We start from the raw sequence: 16,690 nt of genomic DNA, 5'->3' as shown, positions 1-16,690 counted from the left end.
CCGGATGACACGGCTGGTTGTCAGGCCAATTATACGGATCGTCCAAACCTCATCTGACCAAGCAACATATGAATATTCCGTACTCTAGTTTCTATCAAAACTTAGGGAGGAATTTCGTATGTGGTTATGGATTGGGGTATCAGCCGCAGCATTGATTGTGCTGGGGTTCTTGCTCTATCGGCTGTACAGTCAACACGCTGACCGCCAGTTCCCTCCTCACGTCGCTCATGAGCTTGTCGTCCGGTTTGCCGAAGGCATCACGCAGGAGCAGATCGATGCCATTCATAAGAAAGCCCGATGTGAGGTTGTAGAAACCAGCGAAGACCTCGGTTACACCCGAATTAAGTCCAAGCGCAGCATGCGCAGGATATTGAAGCATTACAGCAAGTTGAAAGAAATCGAATATGCAGAGCCCAACATTTTGTTTAACGCCTTTTACACGCCTAATGATCCTTACTTCGCTTTTTATCAGTACGGTCCCCAGAAGATCGAAGCCCCGGCGGCATGGGATGTCACCCAAAGCTCCCCGGATGTCGTCATCGCGGTTTTGGACACCGGCGTCCAGCTGGATCATCCTGAGCTCGCACCCAAGCTGGTTAGCGGATATGATTTTGTCGATGGAGATGCGGCGCCTTATGATGGCAATGGCCATGGCACCCATGTGGCAGGTATAGTAGCAGCGGCCACAAACAATGCCAGGGGCATTGCGGGTGTCGCGCCTCTTGCTTCGATCATGCCTGTGCGAGTGCTGGATAACAGCGGAAGCGGCAATCTGAGCAGCGTGGCCAGCGGCATCATCTATGCGGTGAATCAGGGCGCACGTGTGATCAACCTTAGCCTTGGCTCACGCTCCGCGGCGCAAACGCTTCAACATGCGATTCAGTATGCCTGGGATCGCGGTGTCGTTGTCATAGCTGCTGCAGGGAACGAAAATACCAATGCGCCGGCCTACCCGGCTTATTACCCGAACGTCATCGCCGTTGCTTCGACGAATCAGCGTGATGCCCGTTCCAGCTTCTCCAATTATGGTAACTGGGTTGATGTCGCTGCGCCGGGAGATCAAATACTGTCCACGCACTTGCGGGGGAATTATGCTTACCTGAGCGGAACTTCCATGGCAGCCCCACATGTCGCCGGAGTCGCCGGGCTGCTCGCTGCGCAGCAGAGAACCCATCTGCAGATTCACAATGCGATAGTGGAAACGGCCGATCCGATCCCGGGGACGGGGACGTTGTGGAGACATGGCCGGGTCAATGCTGCCCGGGCTGTGCAGATGCCCATATCTTAGGCTTCGCTTACAGCCAATCTCCCATTTTCTCACCGGAATTCGCTCCTCGTAGGATGAAACGATGAAACGGCAGAGCCCCAACCCGTTAAGGGTTAGGGCTCTTTCCAAGGTTCTCCCCGCATTTGTGCCTCTGTAAGCTTTGTATCATTATCCCGTCTGATCAGGTAACACAGAAAGCTGCTTGAATCGCGCCGATTTTTTCTCGCTCAATTCATCTACGCTCAATTCATCCGCGCTTTAACTCTCGATCCCTCTTCAAACTTTTTGATGGATCCTGATCAGTCCTGAACTAAAACGAACAGCTCCCGATGAATTCTGATACTTTCTAATACATTTAAATTCCATGAACTACTCGAGATCAGCTTCGACATTCTAATGAATCTAAAGGAACCCTGTGCCTCGCCCCCGAAATCCCCGTCCCCTGAACCAAAGGGATAATGAAGCTAAGGCAGCCGGAGAAGGTATCCAAGAACTGAATCTGTATGGATTAATTCACTTGATCGCTGCTATGGTTGTGCTCCCGATCCACCTTCGATTCGACAAGCTCGATCACCGCTGCCAGGAAGGCAAGCACAAGCCCCTGCCCCCATCCTTGCGCCCATTTTCGGTCAATGCTGAGATATCCCTCAATATCGTTCATGACCGCTGTTCCCCCGGACACGTTCAAGACCCGTCCATTGTCTGCAATATTGGCGAGTACACCGTCCAATGCTTGGCGTACGTATTTCGCGTGCAGCGGGTTGCCCTGCATGACCATTGCAGCCGCGATCCCTGCTGTGGCGGATACTTCTCCGTATGCTCCCGGGTAATCGAGCACAGTGCCCCACAGGCCGTCCTCATGCTGAAGTCGTTTGATCGCTGCGAGCTGATCGCGCAATGAGCTCCATATATGCATCATGGGAGGGTACAGATAGCCTTCCGGAAGGCCCCCTGCTGCGCGCGACATCGTATAGGCTGCCCAGGCGTTAGCGCGCGCCCAATGGATCCCGGACATATGATCCTGCGTGACATGATTGTAGCCATGGTACCATAGGCCGGAATGCTCGTCTTGCAGGTAATGGATATGACGTTCATATTGATGCAGCGCGTCATGGATAAGCTCTTTCTCCCCGAGGTGCACACCGACACGCAGTTCCAGGTATGCCGCCATGAACAGCGTATCGGCCCAGCACTGCTGCGGAAAATCATTGTTAGACGACACCGTATGCTGGAGAACCCGATCCCCGAAACGCAAAGCATGAGACTGCAGATAGTCCATCTTGCTCAGCAGGATATCCAGATATTGTTGTTCTTTCGTATGTTCATACAGGGTGAGCAGCATATGACCCATTGCGCATGTGTTCACCGTCCACTTCTCCGGTATGCCTGCTTCTACATATTCCTGAACCCACTCCGCCATCCGCTCCAGGCAGGACTGATCGCCCGTTACATCGAACAGCCTGCTGACACCATAGAACGCAACACCGCCTGGCCAGTCCCAAGTTAAATCCATCCCGAACGTATAATCTGCAACACGCTTTGCCGTCTGCTTTAAATCTTCGGCCGTCATTTCCAGTTTCAGATTCATCATTGTCCTCCAATCGTTATAGAGCCCTGCTTGCGAAAGGAACTCACCGTAATCGTTACCCACCCATAACCTTGAATTCTCTTAATTATATGTTCGATAAACTAGCAGATTTGACCTGCATGCCATCAAAAAAGACTCCCCTCCCCTAGGGGACGAGAGCCTAAGCTTGCGTATCAATTCAATTCAATTAGCCTTTTATCCCCATATCCCTCACAACGCGGAAGCCGCAGTTCCCTGTTGAGCTGTCTGGCGTATTCCCGCTTCGAGCCGCAACCCGGTACCGATTACAATAGGATCGGTGGCACAGATACGATCCGCCGCGCATGGACCTTCTGCCGGTGGCCTCTGAGAAATGCGGATTTACGGCAGATGTCTGTCGATGATAGGTCGGACTGAACCAATCGCTGCACCATTCCCAGACGTTGCCGGACAGGTTGTATAGTCCGTAGCCATTTGGTGAATAGGCATCCACCGGCGCAGTACCGACATATCCGTCGCTGGCGTTGTTTTTGACCGGGAATTTCCCCTGCCATATGTTACACTGAAACTTTCCATCCTGCTTGAGCAGATCCCCCCAAGGATAAGTTCTTCCTTCCATCCCGCCACGTGCTGCATACTCCCACTCCGCTTCCGTCGGAAGCCGCACGCCGGCCCATCGGCAATACGCCATCGCGTCATTCCAGGAGATGTGCACGACCGGATGATCCATCCTCGCTTCGATATTGGAGTCCACGCCCTCTGGCGCCGCCCAGTATGCCCCTTCCACGACCAGCCACCATGGCGTATCTTGCGGCACCTGTGCTACCTTCGCTTTGGTCTGCTCTGATACAAACATTTCAAACACAAATGACCACCCGAACATCTCGGCCTCTGTCACATATCCGGTTGCCTCAACAAATCGTTGGAACTCTGCGTTCGTTACAGCATAAGGCGACATTTCGAACCCGTCCACCGTCACCCGACGTGCTGGGCCTTCGCCATCGCTTGCAAACCCTTCTTGCGAATCTGTGCCCATCATAAACGTACCCCCAGGAATGGCGATCATGTTGGTATGAAGATCCGAGGACACCTTACGATCACGATGTCCTTCTTGCCATATGACGGATTGGTCCTTCGTATCGACTTCTGTCCGCTGCCCCGCGGATCTCGAACCGGCGCAGCATGAATGTTCTTCTCTCATGTTTGTCTCCTTCAACCCTTGGTACAGACGATGGACAACGATGCTGGTGCGAATGTTCCCGCTTCGATGATCGATAATCTATCATACCCTCTATACAAACTCCTGAGGGTGACGTCGCATCAGCTCCGGCACCGCTTCGCCCCGGCCCGTATTCTTCAAGCGCTCGATATATTTCGGGAGATGTCCCTTCGCATGATAAGGTCCTCCCTCTTTCATGACCGTCCACAACGGATCCACGTCAAACGGCATCGTGGACATCATCTGATCATGCCATTCGTTCAGCAGGTAGACGGCCTCCCTGCAGAGGTCCGGTCTTTGAGAAGCCAGATTGTGCTGTTCATGAGCATCTTCGGTGATATGGAACAGCATCTCTTTGTCGAACAGGTGAAAGCCGTCGTGATACGTCCGAATGTATAGCCAATCCCCAAAGCGAACGCTCCGCTGACAGACATGGGCACACTGAGACACCACGAGATACTCTCTACCGCTGCACCCGCCGCTTCGCAAGCTTTCGGCATAGCTCCTTCCATCCCAGCTTGGCGCAGGTGCCATATTCATGTATTCAGCCATCGTAGGCAGTAGGTCGAGATGATAATGCAAACCGCGATCTGTATGTCCCTTCACAATACCCGGGCCACGAATGATCATTGGAATGCGGCAAGTGCCCTGATCCGCTGTTCCGTGTTCGCCATAAATCCCAAGCTCCCCCATGTTCTCGCCGTGATCTGCAGTAATGATGACAACCAGGTCATCCATGACCCCTTTATGTTCCAGCAATTCGAAGATGGCACCGATATGCTCGTCCATGTGGCGAATGCCGCAATCGTATCCGTCAATCATCCTGCGAAGTTCATCCATCGACTGAATCTCGCCAGGATACCGCGGATAATCAGGGGATATATCATTATTATACATATTAATTTCGTTGGCTCCATGCGGCCCGACTTTCTTCCGGTGCTCCTCAAGCACCTCCTCTGTTATCCAGGCGGGCAGTGGATCGTGTTCAAAAGGATTCCCTAGCGATTCGGGTGCACGGTACGGTGTATGTGGATCCCAGAAATTCAAGTACAGCATCCAATTGTCCTCATCCGCATGCCGCTCCAGCCAGTCCAGGGCAACCGGTGATACTTCCTCCGCAGATTCCATGCCGCCTTTACCTGTATTATACATTTCATTGAATCCCGCGTAGAAGGTCCATGCTGAATGGCGTTCTCCGAACGGGCTGATCAATGCGGTCTTCATGCCGGCTCGGCGGAACAACGCTGGAAAACTATCCGAAGCCAGCTTGTCGCGGAAATCCCGGGTCTTGCCCTCGTGCCGCACATCGGCTGCTGTGCCTCCATGGCCAACAACGCCGTTATGAATACCGAATCTGCCGGTCATTAACGCGGTTCGTGAAGGAAAACAAGGTGCGTCAGAGGTATAGTAATTGTCAAAGCGCACCCCTTCCGCAGCAATTCGGTCAATGTTCGGGGACGTATTGCGATGATAACCGTAGCAGCCAAGATGATCCGGTCTGGTCGAATCCAAATCCAATAATAATACTCTCATAGGCACACTCTTCCTTCCTCTTCTGAATTCACGATATTAGTTGAAAGACTACTCCATGAACAGATGTAAGCATTCGCACCATGCTATATCATTGCTTGAAATTATAGTCCGCGATTTATGCAGCGTCGATGTACATTTCATCTTTTTGTTGTACGATTCCCATACGATTTCATTCCGAAAGATGACTGAAACGAACGATTACCTACTCAGAGCTTGCAAGGTTATGCTAGTCTTAAGGTATAAAATCACTGCGAGGTGCTCAAATGTGTTCCAATTGATGAGCGTAAATTTTGACGATAACATCCCGAATTGGCGGACGCAGCTGGAGACGATTGCGTACAATGTCCTTGTTGTGGTGAAGAGTGGCAAGGTGAGGTACGAAATCAATGAAGAAGAAGTGATTGCGGAACAAGAAGATGTGCTTTTTATCCCTCAGTCAACCCGACGAAGCGGCAGCAATTGGAACGATACCGAGCATCAGAAGTTTACCGTTTTATTTACACTCGATCACCCAGAATCCACGGGCATCCCGTTTCTGGATGAGAGACGATTTATGAAAATGAACCTGTCCCATATCCAATATGCTTACCGCCGATGTGAGCGCTTGTACGAGGAAATGAGGGGTGGAAAAAGCTACCGCACGTTGATCTGCCAGGGCATTATGCAGGAGCTGATCGGCATGCTAGCCCGCGAGCTTGACAAGACGGAGGTAGCACCGAACAAGCGATACTACGCGGACACCATCAAATCGTATCTGCTGGAGCATTACCGCGAACCTGTCGAAATCGAGTCGTTATCCAGATTAATCCAGCGTTCGCAAGGCTATACGGCTGCCCTTTTTAAGGAGGTATACGGCCTTTCTCCCATTCGCTATATGCACCAGCTGCGCGTGCAGGAAGCGTGTCGCCTGCTGCTTCATTCGGATATGAGCATTGCCCACATTGCCCAGTATTTGGGTTATTATGATACATCTTATTTTTATCGCATGTTCAAAAAACAGACGGGCTTGTCGCCTTCCAGCTACATACACCAAATGGATCTATCGGATGAATCCATTCTGTTCACGTAAGTTCTTTCTCAGTGTCATGGTCCGCGGGGTTCTGGACCGGTATAATCAGCCATCGCCATGCTTCTATGCGTTACCGAACTTCGGGTTTGATTTCGTTACAAATGTAACTATGAAAGTCCCTGCTCCCTTGCCATAATGTTGTTAATCATGCATATGAGAGGAGAGAAATTGATGGCCGTTGCAGCAATGTCCGATATCGTGAAGCGGTACGGGGACCATCGCGTTCTGGATCACGTCGATATGGAAATTGGAGAAGGTGAAATTGTGGGGCTGCTCGGACCTAATGGCGCGGGCAAAACGACGCTGATTCATGCCCTGTGCGGGCTCATCAGAGTCGATTCCGGAACAATCAAACTGTTTGGCGAGCATCTGTCCGGAACGATGCTGGATATAAAACGGAAGATTGGATTGGTAACACAGGAGATTACCGTGTTCGAAGACTTAACGGCCCGCGAGAATCTTGCTTTCTTCGGAGGTATCTATGGATTGAAGGGAGCCGAGCTGAAGCGGCGGATTGCGGAGACGCTTGAATTCGTCGGACTAGAGAAGCAGGCGAATAAGAGCCCCAAGAAGTTTTCCGGAGGAATGAAGCGAAGACTGAACATCGCTTGTTCTATCATTCATGATCCGAAGCTTCTGATTATGGATGAGCCCACCGTTGGCATCGACCCACAGTCACGGAACCACATTCTTGAATCCGTGCAAACCCTGCAAAGCCGGGGCACGACCATCCTCTATACGACCCACTACATGGAAGAGGTGCAGGCGATCGCGTCCCGGGTGCTCATTATGGATCAAGGTCATGTTATCGCCCAGGGAAGCATTGAGGAACTTGTGAGAAACCTGCATCACGAAGAGAAAATCAAGCTGGAGGTTATGGAGGTTACGGACGACCTTATCCGTGCCATTGAGCAGCTCGGCGGAGTCAAGCGGGTCAACAGAAGCGGATCGAAGCTGCAGATTATTTCACAGGCTGGGGCTGGAAATCTGGATCGCATCCTCTCCTTAGCCAAACGCGCGGGCGGCGTTATATCGATTCATGCGGATCAGCCTTCACTTGAAGACGTATTTCTCACGCTGACAGGAAAACAATTGCGCGACACCAAGGAGGATTGAGGATGCTGTTATTCAGAATGACCTATTTCTCCCTGCTCCGTTTAATTCGCGAGCCTATCGGCCAGCTGCTGCTCTTGGTCCTTCCGCTGATTATCATCAGCGTCATCGGCACGGTGATCACCGGTCCGATTAAAGGGATGGACGGGGTGCCGAGCATCGATTGGATGACAACGATTACGATCTTTACGGTTCAGTTCTTCGGCGGCACCTATCTTATGAGTTTATTGAACGATGATTTGCTGCAGACGCGAAAATGGCGTACGTACTCGCTCCCGATCCATGTTGCGTTCTACTCCTCTTCGCTTATCCTGGCCTGCGCCTTATTCAGCACGCTTCAGGGCTTCGTTATGGTGTTGTTCACGAAATGGGTGTTCGGGGTGCAATGGGGTTCTCTCGGGTGGGTGTTGCTCGTACTGGCCGTCTTTTCCTTATTCGCGCAGTTTATCCATCTGGCTTTGGTACTGTCGATCAAAAGCTTTAAGCTGTCTGAACGAGTGTCCGAAATCATCGGGCTTGGCCTGCTTGTCTTAACGGGGTTAATGTTTCCGCTGCCGGACCATGCATTTTTTAACTGGATGTCCTCCTACGGCAATCCGGTAATGCTTGGACAGCGGGCTGTAACCGGGATGCTGCCAGAGGGCGATGCAGCGAGGGCAGGCGTATCCTTAGCCTTGCTCGCAGGAATCACTGCGTTCTTTATGATCATCAGCTTCATTCTAGGAAGGAGGAGGCTCGGGTGACGATTTTCGCCTTTGCGCTAAAGCGGAGCATTCGCAGCTGGGGAAACTTGATCTTGCTGCTCGGCCTGCCGATGGTGGTCATCCTGCTTCCCCGGGGTTATGACGGCTATCCTTTGGGGTTTCAATTTTACGGAATACTGCAGCTCTTCTTCGCCTCTAAGCTGGTCCATATGATTATGGAGGACCGAAAGAACAAAATACTGAATCGGATCGGCGTTGCACCGATTACACACGCTGCCTATACTGCTCAAAATCTGCTGGCCTTCTCCCTGCTGCTCATCGTCCAGTCCATCCTGATCGTTGGAGGCGGATGGCTCTACCATGGCCCGGATCTCGGAAATCTGCTTCAATTATGGATGATCTTCTGTTTCTTCGCCTTCACCGCCATCAGCTTCTCGCTTGCTTGGTGTTCCTGGTTCCGTCATCCCGATGCTTCTGCTGCCGTCATGCTCGGCATCATTTCCATCATGGCGGTGCTTGGCGGGACTCTGATCCCTCTCGAGGTCTCGCCGGAACCGCTGCAGCGCATAAGCAAGATCGTCCCCACATACTGGCTGCACTATGGAATCGATCTTGCGGCAGAGAACAGGCCTTGGAAGCATCAGCTGACACCGCTGCTTATTCTGATCCTGTTTACGGCTGCCTTCCTGTTGATCGGAAGCCGTAGAAGGCTCGCTTAGGAAGATATGATACGATGTAGGAAATAAGAATGCTTTCCAGGAGGTGCTTATGCACAGCTATAGGGACCGTTGGGAACCGATGAGCATGGCCGATATGATATGGAGAAGCCTGGCATTGCTGCTGCTGGGCTTGCTCTGGTTTATCGGCGACAACGGGCATGAAGGGTTGATCCTGCTGCTCGTTCTGGTCAATATGACATTGGCTAGATGGCGCTTCTCATGGCCGACTTGGACAACGCTGATCGACCTGGCTGTATGCACCGCCGTTATGCCGCTGTGGCCAGAGGCCTCTTACGGCTTGGCACTCCCCTTGTTTGAAGCCATGCGAGCCTATAAACCGTTGTTCGTTCTGCCGATTGCGGTCGTTGTGGTCGCTTTTGCTAAGGTGGAGCTCTTGTTATTGGTTGTCCTGATCCAGGCAATGTTCGCTGGAGGCATCCTCCATTACGGATCCAAGCAGCTTGCATCTTACCGGCGTGAGGCAGACAGTGAACGACGTGACCGGTATGAGCTCGAGAGCCTCAAGGAAGAGCTGCTGCTGGCAAACATGCAGACCGCGCATTTCGCAGAGCTGACGGAACGCAACCGGATCTCGCTCAAGCTGCATGATGATGTCGGTCACGAATTGACCGCCGCCCTCTTGGCGCTTCAGGCGTACGAACAATTACGAAAGGAAGGGGACCTTCAAGCTGGCAGCATGCTGGAACAGGCGATGAACCGTCTGAGAGCCAGTTCATGGCAACTGCGGGAAACCGTGCATGATTTGAAACCGGCACGAGCTATCGGAGTCGCCCATTTAGAGGAAATTTGTCGAAATTTCCAAGCGTTTCCGGTCAAACTGCACGTTTATGGGGATACTTCCGAAGTACCAGCCTACCTCTGGATCATTCTCGCCTCGTGCTTGAAGGAGGCGCTGACAAACATCGTACGCCACTCGAAGGCTAAGCATGTCGAAGTTTCCTTGGACAGCAGTGAACATCTCATTCGCTTGAGCGTGCATAATGACGGGGTGACGCCGGAAATCACGGTCGAGCCAGGCATCGGACTACGCAACCTCAGACAACGGGCGCAGGCTGTAGGGGGAAGCATTTCGATGAATCATAGGAATGGATTTCAGCTCATATGCGTATTGCCAATCAGAAAGGAGCGATTGACGTGAAGGTGCTTATAGTTGACGATGATCCACTCGTTTGTCAAAGCCTGGAGCTGCTTTTGAGCCGGGAGAACGATATGGAAATTATCGGAACGGCCAATGACGGGGCCGAAGCCATTCAATGCTGCGAGCGTCTAATGCCCGATATGGTCCTAATGGATATACGCATGCCGGGCATGGACGGAATTCAAGCAACGCGAACAATCAAGAACCGCTGGCCACAGGTACAGATCATGATGCTCACCACCTTCCAGGATGAGCATAATATTCGCCTGGCCATTCTGGCCGGAGCGGAAGGATATATGCTGAAATCGACGCATGTTTCGAATATGGCCCAACAGCTGCGCGCACTGGCATCGGGTGTATCCATACTGGATGCTAAAGTTCTTAAAACGTTGACGGGACCAAGCAAGGAAGAGATTACCGAACTTACTCCCCGCGAGTCCACCATTCTCGAGCTGGTCGCTTTAGGCTGCTCAAACCGTGAAATTGCGCAGCAGCTGTTCCTCAGCGAGGGAACCGTCCGCAACACATTATCCTTGATCCTTGATAAGCTGGAGCTTCGAGACCGGACCCAGCTCGCCATCTATTATTGGAAGCGATCGCTATAGGTGCATCCTTGCACCAAGCGTGCTCTCTAGTCCAATTCGAAATAAGTAACCCCGCTAACTCGCTAAGCATACGAATGGTATTTTTGCTTAAGAAATAACAGCCCCCCTCCCCTTCTTCCTTGGTTCATAGAATCGAATAACTTATAGCTCAAATACCTCTCTTTTTCCCGCGATGTGCAGTGACTTTCATGAGGAATCCTCGGTTTAACGAGCGATCATTGATAAAAATATCACGCTGTGGAAATACTTAGGATGAACATACTCTGATGCCAGGGAGTGATCATCAAATGTCATATTCCAAGTGGATGGGCTCCCAGAAGTCTGACAACAACCATGCCGCCACGGATGCGAACCAAAATCAGGAACAAGAGCGCCCAATCACCTCCAGCCTCAGGGAAACGACCGACAGCATCCGGAAGCTGCTGGGGGATAATGACGATTTCAATACGCATGAATTCCATGTATTTGGCCAGTTCCAAGCGATGATGTATTACTTCACGGATATGACGGACCATACCATCATTAACAATACGATATTGAAGCCGCTCAAGTATGGGCCTCGCCATATCGATGTGGAGGACATTCCGATTTCTCAACTAAAAGATACGCTTATCAATGATACCCTTTACCACAGTGAGGGGTATGCGGAATCCAGTCTTTCCATCATCACGGACAGCATCCTGCGCGGCCAAACGGTGATTGCCATTGAAGGGCTGCCGGAGGCTTTTATCTTCGACACGCGGAAAATATCCCATCGCTCGATCGAACAGCCGGCTACGGAGCAAGTGATCCGCGGATCACGCGAGGGGTTCATCGAATCGCTTAGTACAAACATCTCTTTGCTTCGTTATCGTATGCAAACGACCGATTTCCGAGTGAAGTCGATGGAGATCGGAGCGAGAACCAAATCCAAGGTAGCCATCTGCTTCATGGAAGGCGTTACCAACCCCGGCATAGTCGAAGAAGTGAAGAAACGGCTGTCCGCCATTGAGATTGACGCCATCCTCGACTCAGGTTATTTGGAACAGTTTATCGAAGACAACCACTGGTCGCCGTTTCCGCAAATTCAATATACGGAGCGTCCTGACAAAGTTGTGGCCAACATTCTGGAGGGCAGGGTGGCGATTCTGGTAGACGGTTCTCCACTCGCACTGATCGTTCCGACCGTATTCAGCCAGTTCTACCAGACGGCCGAGGATTACACGGAGCGGTTTCTGCTCATGAGCGGCATCCGGCTCTCACGTCTTGTGGCGCTTGTGTTCTCCCTTGTATTTCCTTCGCTGTACGTAGCTATTATATCGTTCAATCCGGAGCTGATTCCTACCGAATTTGCGGTTGCCGTAGCGGGCGGACGCGCAGGCGTCCCCTTCCCTGCAGTCGTCGAAGTACTTGTGATCGAAATATCGATGGAAGTGTTGCGGGAAGCGACCATTCGCTTGCCGCAGCAGGTCGGCGGCGCATTGTCCATCGTCGGTGTGCTCGTCATTGGACAAGCGGCGGTCGCGGCCGGTTTTGCAAGCCCGATTACGGTCGTCATCATCGCGCTGACCACAATCGGTTCGTTTGCAACACCCGCCTATAATGCGGCCCTTGCGCTTCGCATCCTCCGCTTCCCGCTCATTATACTGGCCGGCACATTTGGTTTGTATGGGGTGATGGTCGGCCTCATTCTGGTTACGAACCATCTGCTGTCCCTCCGCTCGTTCGGCGTGCCGTATCTGAGCCCCTTCGTCCCTGGCAACTTTCAGGGCATGCGGGACTTGCTGACACGTGCGCCGCTGTGGAAGATGAGAAACCGGCCATCGTTTCTATACACGCTCGATCAATCCAGACTGGGGGATACAAAGAAAGATCAAGTCAACCACGCAAGCGAAGACATTATAAGTCCCGTGCAGCCTGATGGAGAAAAGGGGCAATAAGTATGGACCAACAACGTCAAATTACCGTCTTGCAAGCTTCGGCCATTACAATCAGCACCATCGTCGGCGTCGGTGTGCTCTCCCTTCCGCTCGCTGCGGTTCGTGCAGCCGATGCGGGGGCGCCGCTCGTCACTTTGCTGGGTGCGGCGCTATCTATCCTGGCCTCCATGCTGATCGTATGGCTGGGCATGCGTTTTCCCAATGAATCGTATATCGAATACAGCGAGAAGCTGATTGGAAAAGGGCTGGCCAGAACGATTATCATCATCTGGATTCTCTACTTTGCCATCCTGAGTTCGCTTATCGCTAGAGAGTTCGGCGAGGTGGTCATCACCGCGGTCCTGAGGAATACGCCGCTGGAAGTGACCGTGATCGTTATGCTGCTGCTGGCTGCCTTCACATCGCGTAAAAATATAATGACCTTTGCCTATATTCACACGTTCTATATTCCGTTCATTCTGGTTCCCGTCTTGCTGATCGTCGCTCTGTCCCTTAAAAACGCAGACGTCGTCAACGTGCTTCCGTTATGGGGAAATGAGCCGAGCGGGATTGTCAAAGGCTTCTTCATGCTCTCCACCATGTTCCAGGGATATTTCATCATGATGATGGTCATTCCCTCTATGCGCAGTCCGAAGAAGGCGATGCGTTCCATCTGGTTGGCGATGCTGATTACTAGCATTTTGTATGTATTGGTTGTAAGCGCGACGGTTAGCGTTTTTGGTGCCGAAGAGACCAAGAAGCTGCTGTGGCCAACCCTCGAGCTAGCAAAGGATACCTCGCTGCCTGCGAATATCCTCGAACGCCTGGATGCGGTATTTCTCGCAGTCTGGGTGACGGCGGTGTACACCTCCTTGTTTTCCTGCTACTATTTCACGATTTATTCCATCGGCAAGCTGTTCCGTCTGCAGGATCACGGGATGCTGTCCTTTTTCATTTTGCCTTTCCTGTTCTTGTTGGCGATGCTGCCGCAAAGCCTGGTCCAGTTGAATGAGATCAATGCGCTGATTACCCAGTTCGGGGTCGCGCTCACGATCGCTTACCCGGGCCTGCTGTTGCTCGTATCACTGCTGCGCAAAAAAAGGGGGAACCAGAAACAATGATCGGAGAAATGTACAGCGGCTACTTGTATATGGCTATCGCCATTTGGATATTTTCAGGGTTGTTCAATCTCGGAGTTGACAGGACAAACTATGGTCAGTTCGAGATGAAGAAGGAACAGAAAGCCTCAACCGTCCTGGGCTGGATCAACCTCTCCCTTGGCGTTCTGACCTTCACGGGTGCGATGATCATCAAACTGCTTGTCTAGCTGGAGCAACCACGGTTCAAACCGAGACTGGAGGAAATTCATGAGTAACCATGCTTACACTCGCGCCAATATGAGAAGATGCTGCGCCGCTCTGCTCATTCTTTCCTTGCTGACCGGATGCTGGGACCGGATGGAGCTGGAAGAACGCGCGGTCGTACTCGGAATTTCCGTGGACACGGCCGGGCCTGAAGCAGCGCAGCAAGAAGATGAAATCTCCCATCTGCGCGGTAAATATCCCGTGCCGCCCCAAGATATGATCCGGGTGTCTGTACAGATCGCCCTGCCCGGGCAAATTCCGCTTGGCCCCGGGGAAGGCGGAGGCGGCACAGGCGGGAAGTCGGAGGATACCGTCTGGGTTCTCGACGTTGTGGGCCATACGCTCGACGATGCCTTGATGAATCTGCAGCAGCAAATATCGGGAAGATTGTTTTTCGGGCATCTGCGTGTCATTGTCGTCTCTGAGCAGTTCGCCAGAAGAGGCCTTGAGAACTTGAATGATTATTTGCATCGTAACCCCGAGGTTCGGAGAATGGCCTGGCTGATGGTGTCCAAGGGCAGTGCCAAGGATCTGATGGAAGCTGCGCCCAAGCTAGAGCGTGTGCCTACCCTTTATCTCGCTTCTACACTTGACGATGCGGTCAGACACGGCAAATTCCCGGTGAACTATATCGGAACCTTTTGGAACAACTCATCGAAGAAAGGCCAGGAGGGCTTCCTTCCCTATATTCAGATCATGGAAGGAGAAAACGTCCAGATCAGCGGGATGGCCTTTTTTAAAGGGGCGCAAATGGTCGGGGTAACCAAGCCGTTTGAAATCGCCGGATATTTGGTTATTAAAGGCATCAGCCCTGCTGGATACCGCGGGATTCTTCAAATCCGGGATTCGCAGGTCGTCACCATCCATGCCACAAACCGTGAATCCACCACGAGGGTGGAGATTCGGGACGGCAGGCCCCATTTTATTATCACAGCCATGACAGAAGTGAATCTGGAAGAGAAGAACGAAGATATCGTCCCGATCGATTCTTCGGCCATTCTGGAAGAGATCGGCCGAGAGAACGAGAGAGCGATCACAGAACTTGTAGAGGGACTGGTGCAGAAAACACAGCAGCAAGAATCCGATATATTTGGTTTTGGCGAGTTGCTCCGGGCTCACAAACCGTCTTACTGGAACACCCATGTCAAGACAGCCGAGCAATGGCGAGAGATCTACAAAACGGTTACGTTCGATTACAACATCACGTCGAAGGTCCGCCGCGTAGGCATGAAAGCCAATTAAACACCCGCCCGCCACCGGCTTCCTGCGAATGCTTCACTCATAGACCTCGCCAGATTGTCCCCTACAACATCTATAGCGAAACAAAGAGTGTTCCTATGGCCACTTCCGTTGGTCATAGGAACACTCTTTCTAATGATCATTTACATACGATCAGTGCCTCGTTCTCCGGCTACTCCTTCGACCCTTGGATCAGTCCGTATGGGCGACCGCACGGATTTCGACCCATTGCTCTGGGGACGCGAGGTACGTCACGCCGATGAGGCTTCCAGCCGGACGATGCTCTCCTACGTATTCTTTAAAGAGCCGGATCACAGGGTCGAAATGCTCCTCGGCATGGGTCAAATAAATTTCCACATAAGCGAGATTGGATTTCGTGACACCAAACTCCGCCAGTACGCGATCCAAATTATCCAGTGTCTGTCGGGTTTGCAGCTCGATATCTCCCTCGCCAACAAACGCACCTTCCTGATCGTGAGAAAATTGCCCCGAAATGTAGATGTTGCCGTTCACACTGTACCCTTGCGAGATGCCATGATCCCATAGATCATGGTTATAAGTTTTAACATTAGCCATCAGATTCTCTCCTTTACTTCAAAGTAAGGCTAGTATAAACTGAGCACAACTAAAAAAGTAGTACGCACATTAATGATAGGTACTACCTGAAAGGATAGTGTAAAGATGAGTTTGGCGGACTATAAAGGTGACGGCAATATTCAAGAAACGCCATTTGGCTATACGTTGTCCCTGATTGGGGGCAAATGGAAAATGCTGATTCTTTATCTCCTGGCAGAACAGCAGCCCGTTCGATTTAATGAAATGAAAAGACGTCTGGGAACGATCACGTATAGAACGCTGAGTTCCCAACTGAAGGAGCTCGAAGCGGACGGTCTGGTGAAGCGGACCGAATATCCGCAAGTGCCGCCCAAGGTGGAGTATCGGCTCACCGAGAAGGCCGAGACGTTGCTGCCCGTGCTGGAACAGTTATGTGAATGGGGCGCTCGAAACCAGCCAGCGCGGTAAGGTTCCACTCTTCTGCCCTCCTCCATCGCCATGAAAAGCCGTCATCGTGACGGCTTTTTCGTGGTCGGCTTCTTATGGGATGATCCCCCCTCCACCAGCAATCCATTCGCAATCGACGAATATTCCCTCAATAATCTGGTATCCTCCTATGTCAACAAAACAATAATAATATCATAACAATCAATATATATTTATTGATAAACGATAAATA

The 16,690-nt window shown here is 51.7% G+C and carries 16 protein-coding genes; 12 read left to right on the top strand and 4 right to left on the bottom strand.

What is annotated here, in order from left to right:
- Positions 1-118: 118 nt before the first annotated feature.
- The gene (locus CHH67_RS15595; protein ID WP_095266126.1) at positions 119-1,288 is read left to right on the top strand and encodes a S8 family peptidase; all 1,170 of its coding nucleotides are present in this window, start codon (positions 119-121) and stop codon (positions 1,286-1,288) included.
- Between the two features lie 487 nt (positions 1,289-1,775).
- On the opposite strand, the gene CHH67_RS15590 is transcribed toward CHH67_RS15595, so the two are convergent.
- The 3 genes from CHH67_RS15590 to CHH67_RS15580 all read right to left on the bottom strand — a co-directional run bounded on the left by CHH67_RS15590 (position 1,776) and on the right by CHH67_RS15580 (position 5,586).
- Complete coding sequence (locus CHH67_RS15590; RefSeq protein ID WP_095266125.1) at positions 1,776-2,855, bottom strand: glycoside hydrolase family 88/105 protein; 1,080 nt, start codon at positions 2,853-2,855, stop codon at positions 1,776-1,778.
- Positions 2,856-3,042: 187 nt separating this feature from the next.
- Positions 3,043-3,900 (bottom strand): formylglycine-generating enzyme family protein, encoded by an 858-nt coding sequence (locus CHH67_RS15585; protein ID WP_483406830.1) that lies wholly within the window; start codon positions 3,898-3,900, stop codon positions 3,043-3,045.
- A 225-nt stretch (positions 3,901-4,125) separates the two neighbouring features.
- Entirely contained in the window at positions 4,126-5,586 is a 1,461-nt protein-coding gene (locus CHH67_RS15580; RefSeq protein ID WP_095266123.1) for a sulfatase family protein, read from the bottom strand.
- 277 nt (positions 5,587-5,863) lie between these two features.
- On the opposite strand from CHH67_RS15580, the gene CHH67_RS15575 reads away from it, so the two are divergent.
- The 10 genes from CHH67_RS15575 (at position 5,864) to CHH67_RS15530 (ending at position 15,459) form a co-directional block, all read left to right on the top strand.
- Positions 5,864-6,655, top strand: a complete 792-nt coding sequence (locus CHH67_RS15575) for an AraC family transcriptional regulator (RefSeq protein ID WP_244908212.1) — start codon at positions 5,864-5,866, stop codon at positions 6,653-6,655.
- 171 nt (positions 6,656-6,826) lie between these two features.
- Positions 6,827-7,771, top strand: coding sequence for an ABC transporter ATP-binding protein (locus CHH67_RS15570; protein WP_095266121.1), 945 nt, complete (start codon positions 6,827-6,829; stop codon positions 7,769-7,771).
- 2 nt (positions 7,772-7,773) lie between these two features.
- Positions 7,774-8,511, top strand: coding sequence for an ABC transporter permease (locus CHH67_RS15565; RefSeq protein ID WP_095266120.1), 738 nt, complete (start codon positions 7,774-7,776; stop codon positions 8,509-8,511).
- Positions 8,508-9,191: an ABC transporter permease gene (locus CHH67_RS15560; protein WP_095266119.1), complete on the top strand. Its 684-nt coding sequence runs from the start codon at positions 8,508-8,510 to the stop codon at positions 9,189-9,191. Before CHH67_RS15565 ends, CHH67_RS15560 begins: the two co-directional genes overlap by 4 nt.
- A 49-nt stretch (positions 9,192-9,240) precedes the next feature.
- Positions 9,241-10,350: a sensor histidine kinase gene (locus CHH67_RS15555; RefSeq protein ID WP_095266118.1), complete on the top strand. Its 1,110-nt coding sequence runs from the start codon at positions 9,241-9,243 to the stop codon at positions 10,348-10,350.
- Complete coding sequence (locus tag CHH67_RS15550; RefSeq protein WP_095266117.1) at positions 10,347-10,955, top strand: response regulator transcription factor; 609 nt, start codon at positions 10,347-10,349, stop codon at positions 10,953-10,955. The genes CHH67_RS15555 and CHH67_RS15550 overlap by 4 nt, the downstream gene beginning before the upstream one ends.
- Before the next feature lie 287 nt (positions 10,956-11,242).
- Positions 11,243-12,874, top strand: coding sequence for a spore germination protein (locus tag CHH67_RS15545; RefSeq protein WP_095266116.1), 1,632 nt, complete (start codon positions 11,243-11,245; stop codon positions 12,872-12,874).
- 2 nt (positions 12,875-12,876) lie between these two features.
- A complete protein-coding gene (locus CHH67_RS15540) occupies positions 12,877-13,974 on the top strand; it encodes a GerAB/ArcD/ProY family transporter (RefSeq protein WP_095266115.1) in 1,098 nt (365 codons plus the stop codon).
- A complete protein-coding gene (locus CHH67_RS15535; protein ID WP_095266114.1) occupies positions 13,971-14,180 on the top strand; it encodes a CLC_0170 family protein in 210 nt (69 codons plus the stop codon). Before CHH67_RS15540 ends, CHH67_RS15535 begins: the two co-directional genes overlap by 4 nt.
- A 40-nt stretch (positions 14,181-14,220) precedes the next feature.
- A complete protein-coding gene (locus CHH67_RS15530; RefSeq protein WP_095266113.1) occupies positions 14,221-15,459 on the top strand; it encodes a Ger(x)C family spore germination protein in 1,239 nt (412 codons plus the stop codon).
- A 189-nt stretch (positions 15,460-15,648) separates the two neighbouring features.
- Here CHH67_RS15530 and CHH67_RS15525 read toward each other — a convergent pair whose 3' ends face one another.
- Positions 15,649-16,032 (bottom strand): RidA family protein, encoded by a 384-nt coding sequence (locus CHH67_RS15525; protein WP_095266112.1) that lies wholly within the window; start codon positions 16,030-16,032, stop codon positions 15,649-15,651.
- A gap of 105 nt (positions 16,033-16,137) precedes the next feature.
- Here CHH67_RS15525 and CHH67_RS15520 point away from each other — a divergent pair, with 105 nt between their 5' ends.
- Positions 16,138-16,479, top strand: a complete 342-nt coding sequence (locus tag CHH67_RS15520) for a winged helix-turn-helix transcriptional regulator (RefSeq protein ID WP_095266111.1) — start codon at positions 16,138-16,140, stop codon at positions 16,477-16,479.
- The last annotated feature ends 211 nt before the right edge of the window (positions 16,480-16,690 follow it).

Source organism: Paenibacillus campinasensis (genome assembly GCF_002272015.1).
GTDB lineage: Bacteria > Bacillota > Bacilli > Paenibacillales > Paenibacillaceae > Paenibacillus_AQ > Paenibacillus_AQ campinasensis.
Note: the sequence above shows the minus strand (reverse complement) of the source record. Positions and strands in the feature narration are given on the sequence as shown.

Coding starts and splice junctions, on each gene's coding strand:
- CHH67_RS15540 (WP_095266115.1), top strand. CDS start 12,877: ATGGACCAACAACGTCAAATTACCGTCTTGCAAGCTTCGGCCATTACA.
- CHH67_RS15570 (WP_095266121.1), top strand. CDS start 6,827: ATGGCCGTTGCAGCAATGTCCGATATCGTGAAGCGGTACGGGGACCAT.
- CHH67_RS15575 (WP_244908212.1), top strand. CDS start 5,864: ATGAGCGTAAATTTTGACGATAACATCCCGAATTGGCGGACGCAGCTG.
- CHH67_RS15535 (WP_095266114.1), top strand. CDS start 13,971: ATGATCGGAGAAATGTACAGCGGCTACTTGTATATGGCTATCGCCATT.
- CHH67_RS15595 (WP_095266126.1), top strand. CDS start 119: ATGTGGTTATGGATTGGGGTATCAGCCGCAGCATTGATTGTGCTGGGG.
- CHH67_RS15525 (WP_095266112.1), bottom strand. CDS start 16,032: ATGGCTAATGTTAAAACTTATAACCATGATCTATGGGATCATGGCATC.
- CHH67_RS15590 (WP_095266125.1), bottom strand. CDS start 2,855: ATGAATCTGAAACTGGAAATGACGGCCGAAGATTTAAAGCAGACGGCA.
- CHH67_RS15545 (WP_095266116.1), top strand. CDS start 11,243: ATGTCATATTCCAAGTGGATGGGCTCCCAGAAGTCTGACAACAACCAT.
- CHH67_RS15585 (WP_483406830.1), bottom strand. CDS start 3,900: ATGATCGCCATTCCTGGGGGTACGTTTATGATGGGCACAGATTCGCAA.
- CHH67_RS15555 (WP_095266118.1), top strand. CDS start 9,241: ATGCACAGCTATAGGGACCGTTGGGAACCGATGAGCATGGCCGATATG.
- CHH67_RS15580 (WP_095266123.1), bottom strand. CDS start 5,586: ATGAGAGTATTATTATTGGATTTGGATTCGACCAGACCGGATCATCTT.
- CHH67_RS15530 (WP_095266113.1), top strand. CDS start 14,221: ATGAGTAACCATGCTTACACTCGCGCCAATATGAGAAGATGCTGCGCC.
- CHH67_RS15565 (WP_095266120.1), top strand. CDS start 7,774: ATGCTGTTATTCAGAATGACCTATTTCTCCCTGCTCCGTTTAATTCGC.
- CHH67_RS15520 (WP_095266111.1), top strand. CDS start 16,138: ATGAGTTTGGCGGACTATAAAGGTGACGGCAATATTCAAGAAACGCCA.